Origin of the sequence: Shewanella sp. YQ_9, from assembly GCF_043103185.1 — a bacterium.
GTDB classification, from domain to species: Bacteria; Pseudomonadota; Gammaproteobacteria; order Enterobacterales; family Shewanellaceae; genus Shewanella; species Shewanella algae.
Map to the genome: position 1 here is coordinate 108737 of NZ_JBICJO010000033.1, position 14750 is coordinate 123486.

Consider the following 14750-nt stretch of genomic DNA (forward strand, 5'->3'; position numbering starts at 1 on the left):
TCAGGAGTAACAGAGATAGGGATGGAAATCGGCTTTAGCTAGACTCAAAGTGGACCACCTTGTGGACCCCTTAGGTACTTTCAGCGCTAACTATTTGAAAAGGTTTGGAATTGGAGGTTCCCCCAGAGCCACACCCCGGCACATGAGTCACTTGCTACGGTTGCTCCCTTCCGGGCCTGGCCGGGTTCACAAGTTATCATTGCGGGGAGGACGCGAGGTAAGCATCCATTCACACGCTTGAAGACACCTAAGTGGATTAATCTGTTGAATGACCCACATTTTGTATCCCTTCAGATTAACTATGTCAAGAAGACCCTAAGTATTAGTTGAACTTGGCACTAAAAGTCTTTTTAATTACATAGTTACATGACACGATATTTTTTCTCAGTGACCGCAGCCGCCAGAACTGAGATTCCTCAAGGAGTAAGTGTTGGCTAAAACAGTTAAGGTGCGCCCCATTTCTATCAAAGAAGCTAACGCATTTATTAAAGAGCACCATAGACATCACCGCCCAACCATCAGAAACTGTGGCAAATGGGCTTTAGCAGCTGTCGATGGATTGGGAAGTACGGTTGGAGTGATGATTGCCGGAAATCCCGTGTCAGCAACTTATATGGATGGCTTGACGATCGAAATCACGCGCCTATGTGTTAAGGAAAAGGCTCCAAAAGGGACTTGTAGCTTTCTATTAAGTAGGTGCTGCAAGATTTGGGCAGAAATGGGTGGGGAAAGGGTCATTACATATACGCTAGACAGCGAGTCGGGAGCCTCTCTTAAAGGTGCAGGCTGGAAAAACGTTGGGACAGTCAAACCTCATAAGCGTTGGCAGAACAAAAGCAAAATAGATGGCATAGAAAGAGCCCACCTTGAAGTCTATGCACTTACTAAATATCGTTGGGAAAACAACTTAAGGGTAGCTGTTTAATGGAAATCATCTGTGCATTTAGTTCAGACAGTCGAAAGCTTTACCAAGCTGATATATATAGAGTTCTATCGTTACCAAATAACCATATAATCCACTTCAGGTATAAACGAAGCTGGATCGATGATAACTTACTCGCAGAAGATCACTCTAAGCTAACGGGAAAGGACGTAGCAATATTCTACAGCCATGGCAATGAACTCCATGGAAAAAAAGATATTTTCAATACGTCAATTAGATATGCCAAGATTGTTAAAACAGAGGTTAGTGATGCCACATCAGTCTTTCATGTATATATGCAACTTAAAGACTTCGCAAATCTATCCATAGCATCATCAAATGCTATAGAACGCCTGCCACCGACAAAGTTTTTTAGTAAGTTAAACTGCACTAAGCATACAGACGGAGACAACTGGGCTGCGAGAGTTAATGCTATAAAGGAGCATTTTATAGACATCACATATTTTCAAATAAAGGGGATTTACCGGAAACGTGGTATATGTAGACGCTGGGAAGTAGTCCCCTCAAAAACTTTTGAAAACAACCAATTCACTACCTATGACTTGCTCCATGGCTCACGTTACTTGCTGAAGCTTTCTATAGCGAATCCAGGTAAGAATTCGAATGAATCCAGCAAACCGACCCCCTCAAAATCCAAAATCATCATTACGGACTCTAGTGGAGAGTTGACTCTTAACACCATCAATCCGCTTGAAACATCAATTCAGTTTGACGATGTTGAGATTCCATTAACAGTTAAAACCCTGCAAATAAACTCGCAGGCTTCATTATTGAGCTTTCAACCTATAGTTGAAGGTAAAAATTCTCCTATAAAAGACCAGTCCCTTCCAATAAGCAACGAAAGTTATGGGGAATTCGCAGTACATCTTGATTTGAATTTGCGTTTATCCCGATGGCGAGCTATAGGTTTTGGTTTACTTAGTGGATTAGCTTATATGGCGCTTGAGCTTAGCAAAGCCACTGACATATCGGATATAAAATGGTGGAAAGCATCTATTGCTTTCTCCGGTATTTCTATAATCGCAGGGATATTATATTATTTTTACAACAAAAAATAGAGGTATGTAGCAAATCGAAAGTCTTGCTGCTGGACTGAATTACTTATTTAGCGCTAGGTATATTAACGGATAGTAAGTAAGGCGGTCTCGCAGCCTCATTTTTAGGAAGTTTCTAGATAACTTTAGCAGACTAAAAAAATGCTAAAAATTTCTGAGGCCTTTCTAGATGTAGCCTTTGGCCCACAGTCCCCCGTACCCCCCCCTATCGATTTATTTTCTGCCCTTCGTTTCCCCAAGACACTCTCAGACCAACCACAGACACCATCCATAGGCTCAACAAACCATCGTTTTATGACACTGGGAATTGTGGGTCTTATCTGGTATCAACAAAATAGCACTTGACATTGTTGAACCCAAAGACCATTCTTGATACCGATTATGACACCACCCGAGAGTTAACCCATGAGAACCTTTGCTTACTGTCGTGTTTCCACTGTCGAGCAGAATGCCGAGACTCAAGCCCACCAGCTCAAGGAGCGCATCCCAGAGCTACTGGATAGCCGTATCATTAGCGAGTCTATCTCTGGAGGCGTAGCAGCCATGGCTCGGCCAGCTTTCAAGAACCTAGTAGACCACAAGTTGGAAGCTGGAGACCGCCTAGTGGTCTTGAAGCTGGATAGATTGGGTCGGGATGCCATAGACGTACTCCAGACCATACAGCATCTGACCTCAAGGGGGATTAGCGTCCAGTCCCTAGACTTGCCTGTGTCCGACCTCAGCACGCCTGAAGGTAAGCTGATGCTGTCCCTGATGACTGCCTTTGCTGAGTTCGAGAAGTCCCGCATTGTAGAGCGTACTCAGGAAGGACTCGCAAGGGCCAAGGCTGAAGGCAAGAAGCTTGGCCGCCCTGTAGCCAAGGGAACTACTGAGGCGGTGAAGAAAGCAAGAGAGCAAGGGCTGTCGCAATCCAAGGCAAGCGAGGTCTTGGGGTTGTCTCTGGCGACAGTCAAGAGGCACTGGAATAAGAGCCTGTAAACGCTCTGGATGATCTGCTATGGCCTCCAGAGTCTTGGATAGACCAAAGGTATTACTGGAGGCTAATCGAGGTTCTGAGACGTTCTGAGGATCTTCTGCATTCCTTGTCTCTGCCTCCCTGTTTTGGTGTTGTCACTAAGACCGTCTACGGTCATCAAGACCACCTGCGGGAGACCATCTGCCAATTGTCCCTCCATATACGATGGAGCAGACTTGAGTCTCTCCTGTGGCTACGCTCCAGAGGTTCCCTGTCTTTGCTCGCTCCCGCTTGCAGTCCCTGCCTACAGGTAATACTCAGAGCACTCCTGAGGTAGAGGTATACCAACCAAGAAAATCCAGCCTATTGGCATTCATCTACTTACTACGCCCCACAAATAGACTGCAAAGCCTATTTACATCCTTTAGGAGAACGGTAGCCAAAGTAACAGGAGACTGTTGGTTTAGCTTCAACTAACGCGCCTACCTGATGCCTCCTGTATTCGGCTCGCTTCTCTCTACATCTGCTAACACAAATAAAACCTTCCCTTTAGTACAACTTGATAGCTCTGAAGCTGGGGTCGTTACTGCCCGAAGGCATCCTTAGGTGAGTCTTTCTATATAGGTGAGACAAATAAGGCTTTTCAGATTCCAACCACCTGCGCTATCTCAACGATGGAGCATTACTCAACCATGAGCACAGTCTTTGACTTTGCCGCAGGTAGTCCCATACCTGACGTTATCATCCCCACTAGCTACCAGCCCACAGAATGCCAACAAAGAATAATCGCACAGGCACTGCACAATTTTGATGAAGCAGCCCCATTACGACCTCTGCCCAGCTTTGAAATGCGTGCTCGCTCTAAGCATGGGAGAGCATTCAGCGTACTGGATACAACCAAGCAATGCTCGGATGTGGAAGATAAGGAGAGAAAACGTAAGCCAGGCGCTGGTCGAAAAGCGGCGAGCATTGAAAACACATGGTTTCTGATCCTCAAAGATGAGTGTCGAGATGTTATTCACCTCGCCCTCTCGGACCTGCTGCGTGGATTAATGAGCCTGTCTGACAACAACACTAGGGGCGTTGCCTCTCCTGCTGTACTGGTTTCAGTCCTATCTGAATTAGAACTGATTACAGTCAAGTCAATCATGGAGACTTACCGCTACAGCAAATCTCAAGCCAGCAAGATATTTAGCTTGGTGAAATGTGCTTTGGCATTGCCGTTTGACGTTATACAGAAAATTGAAGAAGCCAAGCAGGTCAAGAATGCCAGTAGGCTGGACTGCAGGTTATTCCCCCTCCAGTAAAACGCACAGCAAGCTTGGGGTTATGGTGACGATCGGGCACAGTCCTGATAGCCACACTCAAGCAACAGAACGCGCCCCTTTCTCTGCGTGTTGAGCTACAACATCAGCTCAAAAGTACTGAGTCATATCCCGTCACCAAGCTCGCACACTCTCAGCAAGGAAAACGAATGAACGCTCAGTACTCACCTTCTTTCTAAGGGCCGGAGGCAATTGTCCCTCCATATACGACAGATATGTCTTGGGTCTGCCCGAAGCCAGCAAAATCAAGGCTTTGGGAATTGTCCCTCCATTAACGACAGAAATGTCACGCTTCATAATTGTCTCCTTATCTCCCTCCTATGGGGCCACACAGTTTCCTCTGCTGTTTCAGTGGCCCTCTCTTTTCTACAGGCAGGCGAGAAGGGTGGTCTGGGAATTGTCCCTCCATTAACGACAGAAAGCGCAATGGCCTTTCACGGTCATCAACCAGTTTCAATAAGCTGGCCGTTCAGAATGCGAGAGCACGTATCGGCCACCTTCCTCGGTGTAGCTCAGTTGTGAGAGCGCCTGCTTTGGGAGCAGGAAGTCAGAGGTTCGAGCCCTCTCATCGAGACCAAATTCCTTATTTACATGCTATAGGCAGAGTAGCTCAGTGGTCAGAGCGACTGGCTGTTAACCAGTGGGTCGATGGTTCAAATCCATCCTTTGCCGCCAATTCTCTGGGACAAACCAATTGTCCCTCCATTAACGAACGAAAGCCGACTGTTAGTTTCGGTTGCGTAGAGTTAACGTAAACCGCCAGTCCATAGGCACTGGCATTGTGGGAACCAAAGCCCACCGCAACCACCGCTTTTGAGCGAACGCCCGTCCCTCGACAGCCAAGTCCGATACGGGCAGACCTCAATCCGATTTTCCTCAATGTGTGTCCTCCTTACCCCTCCTTCCCTCTGTGGATCGAGGGGGTTTTTCAGCGACCGCTCTCCCGGAAATCACTAATTGTCCCTCCATTAACGACAGAACCTTTCAGGAGGTACTCATGTTTTATCACAAACCCAGCTCTGCTGAGGCCTGTAGGCGAGCGGTAGGGCATTCAACTGACTACGCCCAGAAGGGCAGCACTTTAAGGAGACTAATAATGTCCACCCAAATATCACCTAGCAATGTGCTCACTATGTCTAGCCACGAGATTCTAGCAACAGGTTACGACGTAGTTTGTTGCATTGCTGTACTCGACTACTGGTCTGCTATTGACGGCAAACCAGTGATGACAAGTGCTCAACTCTTGGCTGCCATAGCAAAGCAAATGGTTGACCAAGAAATAGGATTAATTGGAGATACGCTATGAAAAACATAACCCTGACTTTTAACAACATCACCGCAACTGTCTACCCAAATGAAGACGGTATGTACGACCTTAATGACATTCACCGCGCCTTCAAGTTGCCCAATAGCAAGCTCCCACATCAGTGGAGGCACCGAGTCAGAGACAGTCTCAGCCGACGCGCAAAATTGCGCTTCGGTGTCTCTACCTCTCCGAGTGGTCATCGATTGAACCACACATGGGCAACTCAGGAAGCCCTCTATGCCTACGCCATGTGGTGTGATGTTGAGTTCTACATGGTGGTCGTGAATACCTTCACCGCCCTGACTAATGGAGATATTGAGAAAGCCCAAGAGATAGCCCAGACCGTAGTGTCTGTCCATGAACAACGGGCTACTGAACTGTACCTCCAAGGCCAGCGTGGTGGTCATGCCATGCGTAAGGCCCTAGAGGAACTGAACGGTGACGTAGACAAGGCTATTGAGCTGATGGATCGGATTGCCAGAGAGTTCCCATCGACCGCAACCACTGAGCGGGATGCCTACTGGACTTCCGTATCGACTGTCTTGAAGCACATGGCTGATGACTACCGGGTTAACACCAAACACTTCGATCTGACCACCTACGGCAAGTTTGAGACGCTGCGCCACCACTGCACCAAGCGTCTGAAGTGTTTGGCTAAGTTCCGTCTGACGAAGGCCACCAAGCACGATTAGAACTCTCGACTTCCCCGCCTGTTGGTCAATACGACCACAGGCATTAGGGCTCCTCTAATGAGCAAACTGCCGTTCTAAGACAAACCCAAACCACCTTAATTAACTGCAAAAAGGAGACTGATTATGTCCACACAAGTATCAACCAACAACGTACCAACTATGTCAAGCCGCGAGATTGCCGAGCTGACAGGTAAGCGTCACGACCATGTTTGCCGTGACATTCGTAACATGCTGGAGCGATTAGCCGATACCCCAAATCTGGGTTATCAACAAAATCAAATAGTTACCGAATTATGTCCGCAGACAAAGCGGATCAGCGCCTACCACCTGCCTCGCCGCGAGTGCGAGATTCTGGTCTGTGGCTATGACGTAGTTCGCAGAGCCGCCGTAATCGACCGCTGGCTGGAGCTGGAGACCAAGCAACGCCAATTGCCCAACATGACCCCAGCGCAGATGATTGCTGCTATCGCCCAGCAGCAAGCTGACCAAGAGGCCGCTTTGTTAGGCGTGAAGCAGACCCAGATAGAACAGGGTGAACGTCTCGCCGAGATTGAGCACAAGTTTGCCTCTCGTGGCTGCAAGCCTGGCTATCTGCTTATCACAGACGCCAAGTGTATGTATGGTCGCAACCTCTCTGCCGCCATGTTCCGCAAGGTGTTGGAGTATTACGAGGTGAACACTGAGGCTATCTACATCGAGACTCAGTATGGAGCTGTCCCCAGCACTCAGGTAGAGGTCAAGAACCTCAAGGAGCTGATGGATAAGTTTTACTCTGAGCTGACTCAAGTAACACCTTGCCGCTACACACACCCAGCCTTTGGCATCAAGCGGTTCCAAGCATGATTAAAGTCCTTGGATACATCCTTATGACGATGCACCAGCCCTCATTCCCAATCCAGAGCCTCAACCACTCTGAGTAGGTTGTTTACCTTGTACTCCTTCCCGTAGCGGTCGAAGGTAATTGAGCCATGGGAATGCCCCAATAACCCAGCGACCAAATCAGAGCTAAACTCCTTGCGTTTCAACTGGGTTGCCACCGCATGGCGTATACCGTGCAAGGTCTCTCGCTCACCCCAGTCCAGTTTCCTTTTGAAGTTGTGGAACCACTTAGAAACAGCATGGGAGTAACCCCGAGCCTCCTGTTTAGGCAACTCAGGGAACAGGCGCTGATGACCTAGGCTTCGCTGTCTCTCAACAAAGTGCAGGAAGCCCAGAGCTATCAGCTTAGGGTGAATGGGGATGGCCCTCTCGCTGCTTGGGGTCTTAATTGATTGGTCTGGGTGATTGGCTCGGATAAGGATGCACGGATGACCATCAATTACCGTGAAATCATCCAGATACAACTGAGCCAACTCCCCGACTCTGGCCCCAGTGTACGCCGCAAGCCGAGGCACCCAGTACCTGTAGGCGTACCTTTTAGCGTTACCTATGGGCAGTGCTTGAAATAGCTGCTTGATTTGGAATGGAGTCAGCGCCTCCCGCTCTTTAGACACCTTCACCTTTGCCGACACACGAATGCTCATTCCTGCCATGGGATTGGGTGTCCCATAGTGAGCTGAGGCCCACTGTAACAAGGCGGTGACCCTAGTCAGATACTTGTTGATTGTCGCGACAGACAGGTCAGTCTTGGCACTGTAGTGCTGCTTATACCTCTGAGCCAGCTCCTTGGTGAACTGGTCAATCCTAAGGTCGCCCAGCAAGGTAATCATGTCTCTGAATGTCTTGCGGTTAACGCTCTCAGTATGTTTCGACCATGCACCACCCAAGACCTTTTCCCGGCTGTATTCATCCGCTATCTGACTCAACTTAGGTAACTGGGGGGATACGGGGGGAATCTCAGGAGGGACTGGGGCCGATACCACAGCACGACCTTGAGAAGACTCCAAGCTGGCTGATGGGGATTGTGTCGCCGATGCTTTGCCTTTAGCCAAGGCATGCAGAGCCTTGAGCACATCCCAAGACCTCAGGACAGCCTCGCGCTTGTCTTTAGTGGCAAGTGTCTTGCGAAGTTCACGTTTCCCTATGGCATCTCTACGGTCTTCAGGAACGACAACACGGGCATACCAAATACCATGCCGGGACTGGAAGAGATAAGGACTGGATGATGTTCTGGCCGAGCTCAAAGTGTACCACCTTGTGTATCACCAAGGTTTATCTCAAGCTAACCATTTGAAAAGGTTTGGAATTGGAGGTTCCCCCAGAGCCACACCCCGGCACATGAGTCACTTGCTACGGTTGCTCCCTTCCGGGCCTGGCCGGGTTCACAAGTTATCATTGCGGGGGGACCCTGGGGTCACCACAGATTTGCAGCCTTGCTGCAACGCCGGGGATTATCCATCATGGCCCCGCCGGGATCAAGGGAAATTACTAAGGTTTGCCCTCTGTGGCATTCAAGTGAACATAAGATAAACAAAAACTTGTGTTTATCTCTGCCCTTCAAAGTACCAATAGATGTTTATTCTGCTCGACCAGTTTAGCGCCGATACCCGTGACTTGGGTCAACTCATCAATGGATTTGAATTTACCTTGGCTGCTGCGATATTCAACAATCGCTTTGGCCTTGGCCTCACCTATCCCTTTCAGTAACTGCAGCTCAGATTCCGAAGCGGTATTAATGTTGATTTTATGAACCTGCGCTTGGCTGGCTTGCGGCGTTTGTGGGGTTTTGTCTTTAGTGGGCTCTCCGGCGTATAGGGGAGAACTCAGGGTAGCTGCAAGTAGCAAAGCATAGAATGGTGTTTTCATATAAGACTCCTGTCATTTGTTAAGGCCGGTATCCCTTTCCTTGGCCTTAAAGAAATGTAGACCAGCGCACGAATATTGCCAAATTATTGCAACTAGACATTAGTACAATAAGTTAATGTGACCAATGTCACCGTTTTAAACTTTCATTCTCTTTCAACAAAATAAAGGCTGTGCTCCTTAGTTAACCGTTTGAAACAAAAAAACGCTCAAAGGCGATCAATTTATGGTGATACAACTCTCATATTTACCGCTTTCGTGATAGATTCCTCATGCAAATGTAGTGGGCATGGTAGCTAACTTACCCAAGAAAGCCCTTTGCCAAATGTGAGCTATGCCCTAAATTGCTTGCCATAAAAACAAGACGAGGAAGTTGAGAATGTCTTTAGAACAAACGGAAAGCTTACCCCCTTCGCAGACAGAGAAGAGCACCCAACAACGTAACATGTTGATCTTGGCTGCAGATATCCTGCTGCTTTTTCTATTGCACAGCTTTTTACCTTTTGAACCCGGGGTAAATACCGGTCTGTCTATCTTGGTATTTGCCGCTGTGCTCTGGCTTACTGAAGCCATTCATCTGAGTATCACGGCGATACTCATTCCGGTTCTGGCGGTATTTTTCGGTGTGTTTGAAACCAAAGCTGCCATGAGCAACTTTGCCAATCCAATTATCTATTTGTTTTTTGGTGGCTTTGTATTGGCTGCTGCCCTGCACCATCAAAAAATCGATACCCTTATCGCCCAAAAGGTGCTGCTGGCTTCCAAAGGTAAACTCAGCATCGCCTGTATGATGTTGTTTGGGGTAACCGCATTGCTGTCTATGTGGATCAGCAACACGGCCACAGCGGCCATGATGTTGCCTCTGGCACTGGGGATCTTGCAGCAACTGGATAAAGAGAGCCAGCACAACACCTATGTCTTTATGCTGCTGGGTATCGCTTACTCGGCCAACATTGGTGGCATAGGCACTCTGGTAGGTAGTCCGCCAAACGCCATCGCCGCTGCCCAGGCCGGCTTGAGCTTCAGCGACTGGCTGGAGTTTGGCCTCTTGACCGTGGCTTTGATGTTGCCAACCATGCTTATCGCCCTTTATCTGTATTTCAAACCGGATCTGTCGGTGGAATGTAAACTGGATATCGAAGATCAAAAACTGAGTTTCCAGGGAAAACTGACTCTGCTTATTTTCCTGGCCACAGTTTGCTGCTGGATCTTCAGTCAGCCTCTATCGGCTGCCCTTGGCGGTATCAGCCAGTTTGACACCATAGTCGCTCTTTCTGCAGTGGTTTTGCTGGCAGGGCTTGGCTTGGTTGGTTGGAAGAAAATAGAAAAAACCACCGACTGGGGTGTGCTGATACTGTTCGGCGGCGGTCTGACCCTGAGTGCCGTACTGAAAGCCACTGGTACCAGCGTCTTTCTGGCCCACTGGATGACAGACATCTTCGGCAGTACCCATATGTCGCTGTTCGTGTTTGCGGTCATTTTCTTTGTGGTAATGCTGACCGAGTTTGCCAGTAACACCGCCAGTGCCGCCTTGCTGGTACCTGTGTTTGCCGCTATCGCCGAAGCATTGGGGCTATCGCCCGTAATGTTGTCGGTGCTCATAGGTATTTCGGCATCCTGCGCCTTTATGTTGCCGGTGGCCACGCCACCCAACGCCATAGTCTACGGCTCAGGCTACATAAAGCAGTCTGAAATGATGCGTGCCGGTATTATCATCAACTTCATCAGTATGTTGGTGCTCTATATCATAGCCCACACCTTCTGGGGCATTTGATTCTCTTAAGGCCGAAAAACAAGGCGAGCCATGCTCGCCTTGTCTCTTTTAACTGATCACTGTCAGTGCCTGCTCCAGATCGGCTATCAGGTCATCCACATCTTCAAGCCCGGCCGATATTCGCAGCAGGCTGTCGCCTATGCCGGCTTTAAGACGCGCCTCTTGGGTATAGGGTGAATGGGTCATGGACGCCGGGTGCTGAATAAGCGACTCACAATCCCCCAGACTCACGGCAATTTTGAACAATCCCAGTCGATTGACAAAAGCCATGGACTGCTCCAAATCGGCCTTCAGCTCAAACGCCAACACCCCACCGGCCCTGCGCATCTGCGAGCCGATAAACTGATGGCCCGCATGGGAAACCAACCCGGGATAATGTACCTTGGCCACGGCTTGATGGGATTTGAGATACTGCGCCAGGCGCTCGGCGTTATCGCAATGACGTTCGAGTCGTACCGAGAGGGTTTTCAGGCCTCGCAAAATCAACCAGGCATCGAAAGGTGATAGCACGGCACCAATATCTTTTAGCTGTTGTTGCTTGATGGCCGTTATCGCCGCTTGTGAGCCACAGATGATACCGGCAATAACATCGCCATGACCATTGAGATACTTGGTGGCGCTGTGAACCACAAGATCGATTCCCAACTGCAGTGGCTGCTGCAGCAGCGGTGTCATAAAGGTGTTGTCCACTATGCTGGTCAGTTGATGGCGCTTGGCGATAGCGGCTATGGCGCGGAGATCATACACGGCCAGATGCGGGTTCACCGGCGTTTCGCAGAAAATCACCCGGGTGTTGGGGCGAACAGCCGCCTCGACGGCCGCGAGATCGGCAAAATCCACCAGAGAAACCTCAATACCGAAGCGGGCAAACTGCTCTGTCATCAATGAAAAAGTGCAACCATAGACGGCTGAGGAAGCCAGCAGATGGTCGCCACAGCTCAAGTATGCCAGCAAGGCCGCCGATACAGCGCCCATGCCGGACGCGGCAGCAGCAGCGGCTTCAGCGCCTTCAAGCAGCGCCAGACGCCGCTCAAGCTCGGCAACCGTCGGGTTACCCAAGCGGGTATAGATATAGCCCTCTTCTTCACCGGCAAAGCGGCGACCACCGCTTTGGGCGGTATCAAAACAGAAGGTGGCACTCTGATATAAAGGCGACACCAATGCCCCGGAAGGCTCGCCCGTGTGGCCACCATGAATAGCCAGTGTGGCTGAATGCAGTGCTTTTGGCTGCTTGTGTTGCATGCTTAACTCCCCATGTCAGTCCGACCATCCCTTATATTGTTATTCGGCTTCTCGCCCGGGATGATTCAGTTGTCCTGGCACCAACATACTGAGTCAGCAAGACTTGCCCAAATCGGCAAGCAAAAATCATTACTCCTTGGTTGTAAAATCTTTGTTACGTTCGGTTTTTCTGGCCAGCACTGAGGCGGAAAAATCCTTCAGCTCCAACAGGAGTTCTTTGTGGATCCGCGACAGTTTGGGCTTGCTGGCACTGGAAAATGCCAGCGGCCGACAAAGCGCCATCGCCTGATAGCCAAGTCTCGCCGTCAACAAACCGCCCCCCAGCCCCTGACCAAGCCGCGCCGAAAGCTTGCCGGACATCTCTACCGACAGCAATTGGGTACCCAAGTCGGTGGCAAGCTCTGTGGTGCCGGCATAGAGAATATTAACCAGGATCCCGCGGATCAGCCGAATACGGCTCCAATAACCCAGCTCTACCCCATAACAGCGAGCGATATCCTGGATCATCTTCTGATTACGCCAGAGGATCAGCGCCATATCCAGGACCGCCAGCGGGCTGGCCGCCAGCAATAGGGCCGATTCGGCCGCATAACGGCGCACCAGCTTCATACCAACCTTGTCGCGCTCGGTCAGCACTACCTGATCAAACAGCTGCAACTGCTCGGCATCATTCTGCTCCGGATTCAGCAGCGTCTGCAGCCTGTCCTGCTCTGGCCCCTTGGGCATCTGCTTGCAAATACCATAGATAAAATCGCGCGCTTCGCCCATCTGCATACTGCCGAGCAGGCGTTGCCCGGTTTGCTGGGTATCTTCCACCTGGCGCAGGCGTTTGAGTTTGCGCCATTCCCCGAAACAAAGCTTGCCTACCCAGGCCAGCACCAAAGCGAGCACCAGGCTGTAAAAACCAAACAGCCAAGGGCTGTCGCGCCAGGCATCGACAAGACCGAGCAGTGTCTGCACTACGACCGCCGCCATCACGCCCAACAGAGCCAAGCGCGCCAACCAGGACCAGCGTTTGGGCTTGAGGGAGATGAGTTCATCTGCCTTGGGCTGTGCACTCAGCACTTGCTCCAGTTCGGCTTCTGTGGGGTATTCAACAAAACCATCGCCTTGGAAATCCTTGGCCGCGGCCAATTCGACGGCGGATTCCGGCTGATGACTGAAAATTCTCTGCGGCGCCAACTCTGTGGTTTGCGCTTCATCAGCATGACTGCCGTTGCCGGCAGCATTATCAACATGCTTTTCTGAACTGTGTTTTGCCACGACTTACCTCAACTTGTCGCCCAAAAGAAACTCCAGCAGGTGATCGAGCCGGATATGTTCATAGCCTAGTTCTGGTTGGCTGTCGGGCGGCGCAAACTCACAGAAATGAAATCCCTGCCTTTGCCAAAACGCTTGCTCAGGCAAGGCTCTGGGCACCTCACCCGGATACAGGGTCACCTTCTGGCCATCGCTCATGCGCCGGCCACAGACCACTTCCACCTCCACGCCATCGGCATCTTTGACCATACCGTGACGGGTTGCCTTGATGGCGCTGATGGCCATGGTTTCCACCCGACTGCCGGCAAATCCGGCCTGTTGCCGACTGGGCGCCAACATGGCGCTGAGCAGTGACAACACATTGCCCTGCTGATCCCGGGTCACCTGATCGACTTTACTGGCGGCAAACAGCAGAGTATCTATTCGGGGAGCAAACAGACGTCGCAGCAAATTGGACTGGCCATACTGGAAGCTGGCACAAATGGCATTGAGTGCTTCGGCCATATCTTCAAACTGCGCCTTGCCACGATTAAGGGCGCTGAAGCAATCCACCAGAATTAACTGACGGTCGAAACCGGCAAAATACTCCTGATAGAAGGGCTTGACCACTTTGGCCAGATATTGCTGATATCTGTGCCTGAGCACCTGATAATTGCTGCGACGTCCGGCAGATGTCAGTTGCTGCTTATCTTGGAGTTGCTCGGGTAACAGGGGGAAAAAAGCCAAAATTGGCGTACCGGCCAGCTCTCCGGGAAGCAACATTCGCCCCGGCTGGGCTTGATAAAAACCCTGTTGTTGCACCAGATCCAGCAGCAGTAACCGATAACTTTCGGCAATGGCAGCCAGCGCCTGCTCGTCGGCATCGGCGTACAAATCCAGCGTCGCCAGCGCCGCAGCAAACTTAGGATAGAGAGGCGAGGCTTCCAGGGTTGATTGCCGGGCAAAGCGGGTTTCGGACCAGCGGTTAAAGTCCTGGCTCAACATGGGCAAGTCCAGCAGCCACTCCCCGGGATAATCGACTATGTCGAGATGCAGTTTGGCGCTGTCGGCCAGTTTTGCCAGCATCCCTTTGGTAGGCACATATTTGAGCGTCAGCCGCAGCTCACTGATACTGCGGGTCGATGCCGGCCAACTGGGCTTGGCTGCGGTCAAGCTGGCAATTGCAGCATCAAAGTCAAAACTGGCTATGGTCAAATCAGGCTGCAGCTCCCGCCTTACCCCGAGTAAACGTCCGTCGCGGCACACCTGAAATAGGGGTAAGCCACTGCCATCAAGCTCGGTGCCGGCGCGCAGCAGTCGATCCACCAGCGCGGTAATGAAGGCCGTCTTGCCGGCGCCGGAAAGGCCGGTAACCGCCAACCTAAGATGCCTGTCTGTGGTGCGTTGTGCCAACTCGCGGGTTTTGTGTTTGAGTTTGCCGAACTTTTGCCTGACGCTTGCCATAATTCTCCTGATA

Annotated in this window: 13 protein-coding genes, 2 tRNA genes, 2 other RNA genes and 1 pseudogene; 10 read left to right on the top strand and 8 right to left on the bottom strand. The window is 50.5% G+C overall.

The window, feature by feature from the left end:
* Nucleotides 1-119 precede the first annotated feature (119 nt).
* Nucleotides 120-217: signal recognition particle sRNA small type (gene ffs, locus ACF8D4_RS09895), an RNA gene on the bottom strand.
* 213 nt (nt 218-430) lie between these two features.
* On the opposite strand from ffs (ACF8D4_RS09895), the gene ACF8D4_RS09900 reads away from it, so the two are divergent.
* From ACF8D4_RS09900 to ACF8D4_RS09940, 9 genes are all read left to right on the top strand, one after another.
* Entirely contained in the window at nt 431-925 is a 495-nt protein-coding gene (locus ACF8D4_RS09900; RefSeq protein ID WP_115390193.1) for an XF1762 family protein, read from the top strand.
* Nucleotides 925-2001 carry a hypothetical protein gene (locus ACF8D4_RS09905; protein ID WP_226564126.1) on the top strand — a complete coding sequence of 359 codons (1077 nt, stop codon included), beginning with the start codon at nt 925-927 and terminating at the stop codon, nt 1999-2001. The genes ACF8D4_RS09900 and ACF8D4_RS09905 overlap by 1 nt, the downstream gene beginning before the upstream one ends.
* 402 nt (nt 2002-2403) lie before the next feature.
* Entirely contained in the window at nt 2404-2976 is a 573-nt protein-coding gene (locus ACF8D4_RS09910) for a recombinase family protein (protein WP_071477084.1), read from the top strand.
* 669 nt (nt 2977-3645) lie between these two features.
* A complete protein-coding gene (locus ACF8D4_RS09915; protein WP_107352928.1) occupies nt 3646-4260 on the top strand; it encodes a hypothetical protein in 615 nt (204 codons plus the stop codon).
* 519 nt (nt 4261-4779) lie between these two features.
* A tRNA-Pro gene (locus ACF8D4_RS09920) sits at nt 4780-4855 on the top strand.
* 22 nt (nt 4856-4877) lie between these two features.
* A tRNA-Asn gene (locus tag ACF8D4_RS09925) sits at nt 4878-4953 on the top strand.
* A gap of 421 nt (nt 4954-5374) precedes the next feature.
* A complete protein-coding gene (locus ACF8D4_RS09930) occupies nt 5375-5584 on the top strand; it encodes a hypothetical protein (protein WP_144216597.1) in 210 nt (69 codons plus the stop codon).
* Complete coding sequence (locus ACF8D4_RS09935) at nt 5581-6276, top strand: KilA-N domain-containing protein (protein ID WP_107352931.1); 696 nt, start codon at nt 5581-5583, stop codon at nt 6274-6276. Before ACF8D4_RS09930 ends, ACF8D4_RS09935 begins: the two co-directional genes overlap by 4 nt.
* A 123-nt stretch (nt 6277-6399) precedes the next feature.
* Entirely contained in the window at nt 6400-7119 is a 720-nt protein-coding gene (locus tag ACF8D4_RS09940; RefSeq protein ID WP_107352932.1) for a Rha family transcriptional regulator, read from the top strand.
* Between the two features lie 41 nt (nt 7120-7160).
* On the opposite strand, the gene ACF8D4_RS09945 is transcribed toward ACF8D4_RS09940, so the two are convergent.
* The 4 genes and pseudogenes from ACF8D4_RS09945 to ACF8D4_RS09960 form a co-directional block, all read right to left on the bottom strand.
* Nucleotides 7161-8081, bottom strand: a complete 921-nt coding sequence (locus ACF8D4_RS09945; protein ID WP_146146529.1) for a site-specific integrase — start codon at nt 8079-8081, stop codon at nt 7161-7163.
* A 138-nt stretch (nt 8082-8219) separates the two neighbouring features.
* Nucleotides 8220-8399: pseudogene (locus ACF8D4_RS09950) on the bottom strand (DUF6538 domain-containing protein); the annotation flags it as partial.
* Between the two features lie 71 nt (nt 8400-8470).
* Nucleotides 8471-8567, bottom strand: an RNA gene (ffs, locus tag ACF8D4_RS09955) — signal recognition particle sRNA small type.
* 145 nt (nt 8568-8712) lie between these two features.
* Nucleotides 8713-9021, bottom strand: coding sequence for a helix-hairpin-helix domain-containing protein (locus ACF8D4_RS09960; protein ID WP_025887151.1), 309 nt, complete (start codon nt 9019-9021; stop codon nt 8713-8715).
* 376 nt (nt 9022-9397) lie between these two features.
* Between ACF8D4_RS09960 and ACF8D4_RS09965 the strand changes: the two genes are divergently transcribed.
* The gene (locus tag ACF8D4_RS09965) at nt 9398-10792 is read left to right on the top strand and encodes a DASS family sodium-coupled anion symporter (protein ID WP_025887150.1); all 1395 of its coding nucleotides are present in this window, start codon (nt 9398-9400) and stop codon (nt 10790-10792) included.
* Nucleotides 10793-10840: 48 nt separating this feature from the next.
* Here the strand turns inward: ACF8D4_RS09965 and ACF8D4_RS09970 are convergent, their stop codons facing one another.
* The 3 genes from ACF8D4_RS09970 to ACF8D4_RS09980 all read right to left on the bottom strand — a co-directional run bounded on the left by ACF8D4_RS09970 (nt 10841) and on the right by ACF8D4_RS09980 (nt 14737).
* Complete coding sequence (locus ACF8D4_RS09970) at nt 10841-12034, bottom strand: PLP-dependent aspartate aminotransferase family protein (RefSeq protein WP_123116509.1); 1194 nt, start codon at nt 12032-12034, stop codon at nt 10841-10843.
* Nucleotides 12035-12163: 129 nt separating this feature from the next.
* Entirely contained in the window at nt 12164-13297 is a 1134-nt protein-coding gene (locus ACF8D4_RS09975; protein ID WP_052658073.1) for a TIGR01620 family protein, read from the bottom strand.
* A 3-nt stretch (nt 13298-13300) separates the two neighbouring features.
* A complete protein-coding gene (locus tag ACF8D4_RS09980) occupies nt 13301-14737 on the bottom strand; it encodes a YcjX family protein (RefSeq protein WP_392468672.1) in 1437 nt (478 codons plus the stop codon).
* Nucleotides 14738-14750 lie beyond the last annotated feature (13 nt).

Coding starts and splice junctions, on each gene's coding strand:
- ACF8D4_RS09905 (WP_226564126.1), top strand. CDS start 925: ATGGAAATCATCTGTGCATTTAGTTCAGACAGTCGAAAGCTTTACCAA.
- ACF8D4_RS09910 (WP_071477084.1), top strand. CDS start 2,404: ATGAGAACCTTTGCTTACTGTCGTGTTTCCACTGTCGAGCAGAATGCC.
- ACF8D4_RS09915 (WP_107352928.1), top strand. CDS start 3,646: ATGAGCACAGTCTTTGACTTTGCCGCAGGTAGTCCCATACCTGACGTT.
- ACF8D4_RS09930 (WP_144216597.1), top strand. CDS start 5,375: ATGTCCACCCAAATATCACCTAGCAATGTGCTCACTATGTCTAGCCAC.
- ACF8D4_RS09935 (WP_107352931.1), top strand. CDS start 5,581: ATGAAAAACATAACCCTGACTTTTAACAACATCACCGCAACTGTCTAC.
- ACF8D4_RS09940 (WP_107352932.1), top strand. CDS start 6,400: ATGTCCACACAAGTATCAACCAACAACGTACCAACTATGTCAAGCCGC.
- ACF8D4_RS09960 (WP_025887151.1), bottom strand. CDS start 9,021: ATGAAAACACCATTCTATGCTTTGCTACTTGCAGCTACCCTGAGTTCT.
- ACF8D4_RS09965 (WP_025887150.1), top strand. CDS start 9,398: ATGTCTTTAGAACAAACGGAAAGCTTACCCCCTTCGCAGACAGAGAAG.
- ACF8D4_RS09970 (WP_123116509.1), bottom strand. CDS start 12,034: ATGCAACACAAGCAGCCAAAAGCACTGCATTCAGCCACACTGGCTATT.
- ACF8D4_RS09980 (WP_392468672.1), bottom strand. CDS start 14,737: ATGGCAAGCGTCAGGCAAAAGTTCGGCAAACTCAAACACAAAACCCGC.